General features: G+C 36.5%; 7 protein-coding genes. 5 read left to right on the plus strand and 2 right to left on the minus strand.

The features are described 5' to 3' along the window. Window positions 1-228 precede the first annotated feature (228 nt). From NYQ66_RS06320 to NYQ66_RS06340, 5 genes are all read left to right on the plus strand, one after another. Window positions 229-2,331: a tetratricopeptide repeat protein gene (locus NYQ66_RS06320; protein ID WP_259868041.1), complete on the plus strand. Its 2,103-nt coding sequence runs from the start codon at window positions 229-231 to the stop codon at window positions 2,329-2,331. 116 nt (window positions 2,332-2,447) lie between these two features. Then, window positions 2,448-3,089 carry a pyridoxamine 5'-phosphate oxidase family protein gene (locus tag NYQ66_RS06325; RefSeq protein WP_259868043.1) on the plus strand — a complete coding sequence of 214 codons (642 nt, stop codon included), beginning with the start codon at window positions 2,448-2,450 and terminating at the stop codon, window positions 3,087-3,089. Between the two features lie 298 nt (window positions 3,090-3,387). Continuing rightward, window positions 3,388-3,969, plus strand: coding sequence for a DUF5317 domain-containing protein (locus NYQ66_RS06330; RefSeq protein ID WP_259868045.1), 582 nt, complete (start codon window positions 3,388-3,390; stop codon window positions 3,967-3,969). Window positions 3,970-4,148: 179 nt separating this feature from the next. Continuing rightward, window positions 4,149-5,951 (plus strand): diguanylate cyclase, encoded by a 1,803-nt coding sequence (locus NYQ66_RS06335; protein WP_259868047.1) that lies wholly within the window; start codon window positions 4,149-4,151, stop codon window positions 5,949-5,951. Window positions 5,952-6,299: 348 nt separating this feature from the next. Beyond that, on the plus strand, window positions 6,300-6,518 hold the full coding sequence (locus NYQ66_RS06340; RefSeq protein ID WP_259868049.1) for a hypothetical protein: 219 nt from the start codon (window positions 6,300-6,302) through the stop codon (window positions 6,516-6,518). A 339-nt stretch (window positions 6,519-6,857) separates the two neighbouring features. On the opposite strand, the gene NYQ66_RS06345 is transcribed toward NYQ66_RS06340, so the two are convergent. Both NYQ66_RS06345 and NYQ66_RS06350 read right to left on the minus strand, forming a co-directional pair. Beyond that, window positions 6,858-8,024, minus strand: a complete 1,167-nt coding sequence (locus tag NYQ66_RS06345) for an IS91 family transposase (RefSeq protein WP_456151316.1) — start codon at window positions 8,022-8,024, stop codon at window positions 6,858-6,860. After that, window positions 8,021-8,890: a tyrosine-type recombinase/integrase gene (locus NYQ66_RS06350; RefSeq protein WP_259867933.1), complete on the minus strand. Its 870-nt coding sequence runs from the start codon at window positions 8,888-8,890 to the stop codon at window positions 8,021-8,023. Before NYQ66_RS06350 ends, NYQ66_RS06345 begins: the two co-directional genes overlap by 4 nt. Window positions 8,891-9,199: the final 309 nt, after the last annotated feature.

Below are 9,199 nucleotides of genomic sequence, written 5' to 3' on the forward strand. Positions count from 1 at the left end.
TGGCATAAAGTGGTAAACGTGAACAGGAGAACCGTCCCCATGTTTCCACCGTCACAAAATGGACTGTTTATACGATTAGTATAGGAAGGGTAAATTTTATAAAAATAGAGCTAATTATGTGGTAAAATTTTCAATAACTAAGAATGTTATTGTACATGGTGCGATGGCACATATATAGGGAGTAACGGAGAAAACAATTCTAATGAAATGAAGTGAGGGACTGTGACGATGGAAAACGAACTTATCAGTAAATCCTATTTTCATACCATGGTAGAAAAAAGTGCTGAGAGGCATCCAATGGAGGTTTTGGGTGAGAAATACATAGAAGAAATGCAGAAAGAAAGCATAGAATTATCCTCGATTCGGTTTGCACAAGGGGAAGTGTATTTCTTACATCATGATTATGAGGCGGCGATTTTTAAATGGGAAAACGTATCCGAGGAGCGTTTGATTCCATGGGCCCAAAAAAATATAGCAGATGCATATTTTGAAATGGGTTTGTTTGATAATGCAGAAGAATTTTATAAAATCGTTGAAACAAATTCGGTTGCGTTAAAAACGGAAGTACTACTGCAACTATTTTCACTATATGTTAGGCAAGACAGACGTGAACAAGCGATCGAAGCAATTAAGGAAGCGGTGCGTTTAAATCCTGATTATTCTAATGTAACGGAGATTGCCCGGACATTTTTTGAGAATTACGAGGATTGGGATAACGCGATGGAACTAGCCATAAATGAGTCGATTCGTACAGAGGCATTGGAAGGCTTTGAAGTGTTAGAAAAGTATGCGGAACAAGGTTTTGCTGCGACAAAAGAACCAAAGGAATTGCACGACGTCTTGGTGACTTTATTACAAGTCGACACCTTTCAGTTTGAATGCCTCGTGACAGAATTGTGGGACAACTATAAAGAAACGGACTTCTATTTTGATTGGTTGGAAGAGATTAACGAGTTGCTTTTACAACACCAAGTAGATGAAGCCTATACTTGGCATAAGCTCCCGATTTTATTTGAAGATACGTATTTCGAATTGATTAGCGGAGAATTTTTAATCCGTGATTTTTCAAAATTGATGCCAAGTCATTTGCAAAATTGGATGAAAGTAGCTTCTGATTCTGATTCAATATGTGCTTCTGGTGTACTTGCGTGGAATGAGGTTTTCCCATCCGAGCTTGATCTAGACTTGGTTCGTGAAGCGGAACGCCGACTAGCGCATTCGGAAAAACAAGATAGTAGACAAGCTGGAATAATGCTCTATGAATCTATTGAAAAGTGGGCCGATAAAGAAGGGCTATTAGAAGATTTATCTCTGTATATGGAACCATTGCTAGAGGAGTCAAATATAGAGGTGGCAAGTCCTCGAAGGGTTCGAAACGTAATTCAACATGCCATAGAGTTTTTGCTTGAAAAACAGGTGGAAACAGAAAAAAATATCATCGAGAAGATTAACTGGAACGAAGAGTTGCTGGCAAGACTTAATGGATTGCAGCATCAATTGGATGATCGGCAAGGAGAAGAAGCGAGGGCAATTAAAGGTTCTTATCATGATATAAAAGAAGCGTTTAGACAGAATATGTTGCAGAAGATTCCGGAGCTCCTTCGAAATTGTTCAGACATGGTCAATGAAGAAAGTGATTTTGGAAAACTTCATGTGAACCTTAATGAAGAAATGAACAAGCGTATAGCGGCGTATATCGAGAACACGGCCTTGCCGGAGTTTAAGCGAAGCATGCAAGAATGGATCATCGGTTGTGAGGGAGAATTTAAAGAAAGCCAGGGTTATTTAGATGAAATGAGCGAAAGTTTTAATAACTTGTATGGCGAAGAGAAGCTCGTGCTAGATTGTGACTTTAAGGTGTTGGATGATTGGCGTCGAGATATGGACCGGATATCGCGGGGAATGACGCAGGTGGAACAATTAAACATAATGTTGCGAAACAACCCCGCGCAGTTATTTTTGAAAAGTACAGGAAGATTATTAGGATCCATTTCAAAAAATAAAGAAAAGCTTGTTGCAAAATATAAAGGCTTCGTTGAAAATGAAGATTATAGTCATGTAACAGAGGAGATCATCCGTCCGTTCATGCAACAGTTAGAATTATTTGAGGGATCTGTAGAGTGGGATGTGAAACAGTTTTTCGCTAACCCATTCGATGTGCTACATGATGTTCGGGAAGAAACACAGACGGATGTAGAAAAGCATAAACAAGCCCTGAACTCCATGAGGGAAAATCCAGAACAGTATCAGGACCCACTAACGTTGTTTAAGCTACAGCTCGTCCAGTACGAACTAATCCACGCACTCGATGAACTAACAATAGAATCATAGAGGGACAGACCTTGGAAACATGGGGACGGTTCTCTTGTTCACATCTGGTATAAAAGGCAAAACGTGAACAGGAGAACCGTCCCCCCGTTTCCCGACCTAAACAGAAGGGTGATAAAATGACAAACAAGTATAAAGATATCATTTCGTCAAAAGAAGAATTTGAAGCGTTTCGTTCCACAATTGGAACCCCTAGTCCAAGAGCTGCGAATAAAGTAATCTCCTTTATCGACGAACATTGCGTTGAATTTATCGCAAAGTCCCCATTTTTATCTTTAGCAACATCTAATGTAGACGGAGAATGTGATGTTTCACCAAGGGGAGATGCTCCTGGTTTTGTAACGGTGCTTGACGAACATCATTTATTTATACCAGAACGACCAGGGAATAAAAGAATGGATTCTATGCATAACATCATTACTAATCCTAATATAGGCCTCCTTTTTTTCATGCCTGGATTAGGAGAGACCTTAAGAATAAATGGCAAAGCCTACATTTGTCGTGACCCTGAACTTCTTGAAAAGAGCAGTGTAAATGGAAAGACGCCTTTATTCGGAATTTTAGTCGAAGTTAAAGAATGCTATGCGCACTGTGCGAAAGCATTTTTACGATCCAAGTTATGGGATCCGGATTCATGGTTATCAAAAGAAGAGCTCCCATCCGTTCCTAAAATGTTGGTAGCTCACTCTAAATTACCAAATGAAACGCCAGTCCAAGTCGCCAAAGATTTACACGAAAGTTATACAAAAAGACTTTACTAATGCAATTGGAAACATGGGGACGGTTCTTTCGTTCACGTTTTTGCTAGCAAACGTGAACGAAAGAACCGTCCCTTTGCTTCCGAGATCTGTCCCTCTGTTCACGAAGGTCGGGTGTTGTTTCCATTTTTGAGAATTACTAGATTATTGGAATTGGTGATAGATTTTTCGTGAAATTGCGATATAATAAATAATGCAATAAATGTCGTTTTATGTCGTTTGACTACTTGTAAGTACAGAGAAATTCGAACGTGTAAGATCAAAGCTTCGCTGCGATTGAGATCATGTAAGAGGGTGGAGTATGGTATTTGACGGAATTATTTTCTCATTTATTATTGGTTTTTTAAGACGTGGATCACTCAAAGGCATTGGGGAATTAAAGATCAAGTTTGGTTGGATTTTTCCGCTTTTGTTAGTAATCCAGTTATTCATATATAGCTATCAGGAACGATTTGAATGGTTAGGTAGCATTAGTAGTTACTTATTTATTCTAATTTACATCATTGGTTTATACTTTCTATATGCATATCGAGACCATCCCGGATTTGTTCTTATTTTCATAGGCGTTCTATTAAACTTTATCGTAATGGTCATAAATGGTGGGAGGATGCCAGTATCTTTGGATGCTGCTGCAGTATTAGATCCTATGTATGCAGATGCGTTGATCAATGGATTGTACGGAAAGCATCAAGCAATAACAGAGTCTACTAGACTTGGTTTTCTAGGTGATGTTATTCCAATTAGTAACCCTTATCCAAGAGATCAGGTCATAAGCATTGGTGATATAATCATGAATATAGGTATTTTTATTTTCATCCAACACCTCATGTTAAAGCATAATCGATTACTTACAGAAGGAACAGCAGTTAGGGGAGGGAAATAGTAAGGTGAGAAAAAAACTATTCAGTAGTAAATTATCAAATGTTATCATTAACATTGTGATCTTAGGATCAATCATCATTTCATTAACTTCAGGTTTTAAGCTGCATTAAGCAATAGCAGAGAAGTGGAATTCATCTTCCGCTTCTCTTCATTTTTTTATAGAAGAGTGTGGTGGTAAAAGTGACTTTACAACAATGGAAAAATCCAACAAACATCTATTTACTCATTATCTCTTTGACTGGATGTATTTTGTTCGTTCTACAAGGTATTTCATTCCAAGCATTTAACATGAATGAATGGCTCATGTTCGGTATGTTAGTTTGCTCCATTATTCTATTGAATGAATATATGATTTGGCTTCCTCCAAAAGGCAACTCGTTATCGATGGATTCGGCAATCTATGTAGCTACTATATTCGTGTTCGGTTTAGAAATAGCTTTTTATGTATTAGTAGCAAGCAGTATCATCTTTGCTCTTTATCATAGAAAAATAGCTTGGTGGAAACATCTATTTAACTTTTCCATCTATTCCATCATGATAACAGGCTCCTTTTATGTGTACACTTTTTCTGGTGGAGAAGTCGGGGCATTTAATTTGGATCAATTGTTCTCTTACGCTTTCACGATGTTTATGTATTTCGCCATAAACGTTATATTAATTGGATTGTTCTTTATCTTAAGCTCCGATGAAAAACTGTTGCAAGGTATGATAAAAGATGCCTTATCTAGTTATTTTATTACATTAGTGTTAGCTCTAATATTAGGCATTCTATTTGAAGCATATCCGTTATTTGGATTGCTTATCTTTTCGATCATTACCATTTTAATATCATTAGTCTTCAAGCAATATTTTCATTTATATGAAATTCTGGAAGAAAAAGCAAATAGGGATGATCTTACTGGCTTGATTAATCATGGCTATTTTAAGGAGTTACTAGGTAAACAGTTTGATGATAAAGCGATGCATCCGCTAAGCTTGTGCATTTTAGACATTGATGATTTTAAAAAATTTAATGACTATCATGGTCATTTGAAAGGCGACCACCTGCTAAGAAGGATTGGCACTATTTTAAAAGATAGTTGTGAAAAAAATAAATTCACAGCTGCTAGATATGGTGGAGAAGAATTCGTTATTTTAATGCCTAATACTAGTAAAGAGGAAGCATTTCTATTTATAGATAAATTGCGGAAAACCTTGAATGACACGTACATCCCTGGTGTAGAGGTTCTGCCTCAGGGCTGTATTTCTTTTTCAGGTGGTTTAATGGAATTAGGAAAAACTGTCTACAGCACTTCTGAATTCCTAACAAAAGCAGATCAAGCGTTATATTACGCAAAAGCCCAAGGGAAAAACATGGTTCACATTTATAACTCAGAAGAAAGCATGCAACACGTTTTAGACGTGCGAAAAGAAACAGAGCTATTAGAACAGAAGCTCAGTATCTTTTTATTCAAAGATATAGATACGTATAAACATAGTAAGCGTGTGTATAAATATGCTATCCACTTTGCTGCGAAATTGACTTTGAGTGAACGTGAGAAAAAGCTACTTATTATGGGGGCTTTGATCCATGATATTGGCAAACTTGAGATACCAAGGGATATTATCAACAAAACAGGTAGGTTAGATCCCTATGAATGGGAAATGATGAAAAAGCATGTGACATGGGGAAAGGAAATAATTTCTGTGCATAAAGATCTGGAAGAATTAATTCCTTTAATTGAATTACATCACGAGCGGCTTGATGGAAAAGGCTATCCTTATGGGTTAAAAGGAAAAAGTATTCCGAAACTAGCACGCATTCTGTGTATCATCGACTCGTTTGATGCAATGACCACCGAAAGACCTTATCAAAAAACAAAATCATTTGATGAAGCAATTGAAGAGTTGAAGCGTTGTGCTGGTAAACAATTCGATGCCACATATGTCGGATTATTCATAGAGATGATCAAAGAAAAATACCCATTAAAATTAAAGCAATAAACTAAACAAACAACAATCGTATAAACATAGGGACAAACCTTGAAGCAAGGGGACGGTTCTTGTGTTTCCATAAATGGAAACACAAGAACCGTCCTTTCGTTCGTCTTCTAAGGGAAACAAATGTAAATGACAGAATTTTATGATAATATCGTACTATAATCCATGTTATTCAAAGAGAGACATTCCGATTGAGAGAAGGAGGATTATTTTCTGAAGCGAGTAGGGTGCGTTTTTTTCATAAGTGTAGCAGTCTTTTTCCTTTTAATTCTGATGTCCATGATATTTACCTCTGGCCTTAACAGAAATGTAATTGGTACAGGAGGAATTATTATAGGATTCATCTTCGTATTGCCATCGATAAAGTTTCATCGTTTGCTCTATTTCGGAAGTAGAGCTAGCCAAGCAGAAGTGATGTTTCCTGATGAACAATTACAACATAAAGTATATAAAGCATATGAAAAGGAAGAAAATGAACACAACCATTCAAAAATCAAACTAGTAATGGATGCCCTTGGTTACTCAGGAATTCTAATCATTACCATATCCCTGTTCGTAGTCCCTTTATAATGTAAAACTGAATTGGAAACAGGGGGACGGTTCTTTTAGGGAACAATCGGAAGTTTGCGAAAAAAGAAGGCACATTTAGCTATTTAAGCTATCTGTGCCTTTGTACTATCTCGTATTACCACTATCCGCAAATTTTTGATTGTCCCAGAAGGACGAAGTCGCTTCCTTCTCTTCCTATGGGGATTCAATCCTCCCCAACCTCATTTTTGATCTTTTATTTATCAGTTTTTTTAACTGTTATCTATGTTTTTTCTTAAAAACATAGATAACAGTTAAAAATGGGTGTACTTTCCCCCTCCCCATTTAAGAGGCTTTTAAAAAAGCATTTAATTCTACCGATCACGGTATCTTATATGATGGAAACGGCGGTATCTTAAATGAATGAACGCTTTCTAGATGACCTTTTTTACACGAAGGACACAAAGTCATATCCTTATTTAATATTTTTCCAAGGACTTCAATTTTACTTAACCCTTCATATAACGGTTTATAGCTAGGGCTCTTTGTTAGTCTTCGACAACGTTCCAACTTCGTTTTTCTATTTCGATTTGCTAATAAACCATAATGCCTTACTTTCACAAATCGTGTCGGTAATACATGCATTAAAAAACGCCGAATAAATTCTACTTTGGTCATCTTTACTTGCTTTCTCTTATTGTTATTCTTATAGTCTTTTACACCGATGGTCACTGTATCATAACCTTGTGAAAGGATACGTTTATTCGAAATGGCAATTCTGTGCGTGTATAATCCAAGGTACTTCATCACAGCTAAAGGACCTGAAAATGTTCTTTTGGTATAACTATACCAATTCAGTTCATAACAGCTATCTAGTAATTGTTGAAACTGACTTCTAGATTGATATTTTGTTGTTTCAGTAAAGAACTTTAATTTCTTTTGGTTGTAATATTGTTTGAGATAATAGAGAAATTTCCCTCTAAATTGCTTTGATAAAACTTTCACAGGAATAAAGAATTTTTTACTCGTTTCCTTCCAACGGTTATCTTTTGTCAGGCCTCCGGCCAAGACTATGGTATGAATGTGAGGATGATAGTGTAAATTCTGGCCCCAAGTATGCAAGACAGATAAAAAGCCAATTTGGGCACCTAAATATTTATCGTCCCATGCGAGTTCGTTCAAAGTTTCTGCCACTGCTTTGTACATTAATTTATAAAGTAGTTTTTGATTGTGATAGATCAACATGTGTAATTGTTCGGGTATCGTAAACACGACGTGAAAATAGGGTGCGTTTAAAATATCTTTGCTTCTTTGATCCACCCAAATCTCTTTATCAACTCCTTGACATTGCGGACAGTGACGATTTCGACAAGAATTATAGCTAAGTTTTGAATCACCACATGAATCACACTCATGCCTGTGACCTCCTAAAGCATCTGTTTTACAATTTTTAATGGCCGTGGCTGCTTTTGCCTGTTCTATGGATACTTTATGAGTTACTCTAAAGTAATCGTAGTTATCAACGAATAAACTTTGTATAGTCATCAATTTTTACCTCTAGGCTGGTCCAATGGACTTTTGATCCCCATTAAACTTTTAGAAGTCATGTGTAAATAAGCAACTGTCGTTGCCACTCTTTTATGACCTAACATATGTTGTATATGCACAGGATCAATTCCGTCTTCGAGAGAGTGTGTCGCAAAACAATGCCGTAAGGTATGTGCTGAAATTGCTGTATCGAGATTTAATCTTTCTCTAATTTTAAGAAAGGTATTTTGTATGCTTTTAACCGTAATATGATTCTCTTGCTTTTGTCCCTTGAAGAGCCAATCATTTTTAGAAAAGGATCGATGATGATAGGCTTTGAAATACTCTCGCAGGACAAGAAGACTAGCTTCAGACAAAATGGTATAACGGTTCGTATCGTGTTTTGTTTTCTGCACACGAACTCGCATTCCTTGACTATCTATATCACTAATTTTTAGTCGTGCAACTTCACTAACGCGCAATCCACTACCATAGATTAAGGCGAGAATCGCCTTATGTTTTAAATTATTGGTACCCTCTAAAAGTGCATATACTTGCTCTCTAGGTGGAATAACAGGGAAGCTCTTGCCTCTTCTCATTCTAGGTACCTTTATTGGATTCCAGGTTTTCTCTAGTACATACGTGTAAAAAAACTTAATAGATGAAATACAATTATTTATTGTCCCTGGTGAAAGTTTTCTATCTCTTTTTAAGTGAAGGATATACCCCTGAATATCTTCAAAAGCAACTTCATCAATTTCTATCTCTAATACTACTTCCACATAGAATAAAAAATCGTTTATTCTTCTTCTCATAGATTTTCTTGTGGATTCTGGTGAGTTCTTAAGCTCAAAGAATAGTTCGATCTGTCGTTTATATTTTTCCATTATAAAAGCCCTCCGATTTGTTAGTTGATTTTTAAACAAACCGGAAGGTGGGTGGTCCACGATTAAGTGGAGTAAAATATTGGTTATGTAATTTTGTTGTTTTTCGTGTTAGAATAAATTTCATAGAAGTATGCTCTCTCTTTTTTATTGTTTGGTTTGGCGATTAAACAATATCACAGAAAGCATACTTTTTCTTTATGTTCTTAATGGTTTTCTTCCCTTAATAACCCTCTATCTGTATTTTTTTCCTCTTTACATAATAACGCTCTATCCCATAGCCATCGCGGGACGCGATTTCGTTCTTCTTGT

It is taken from the genome of Aquibacillus koreensis (assembly GCF_025154055.1).
GTDB lineage: Bacteria > Bacillota > Bacilli > Bacillales > Amphibacillaceae > Aquibacillus_C > Aquibacillus_C koreensis.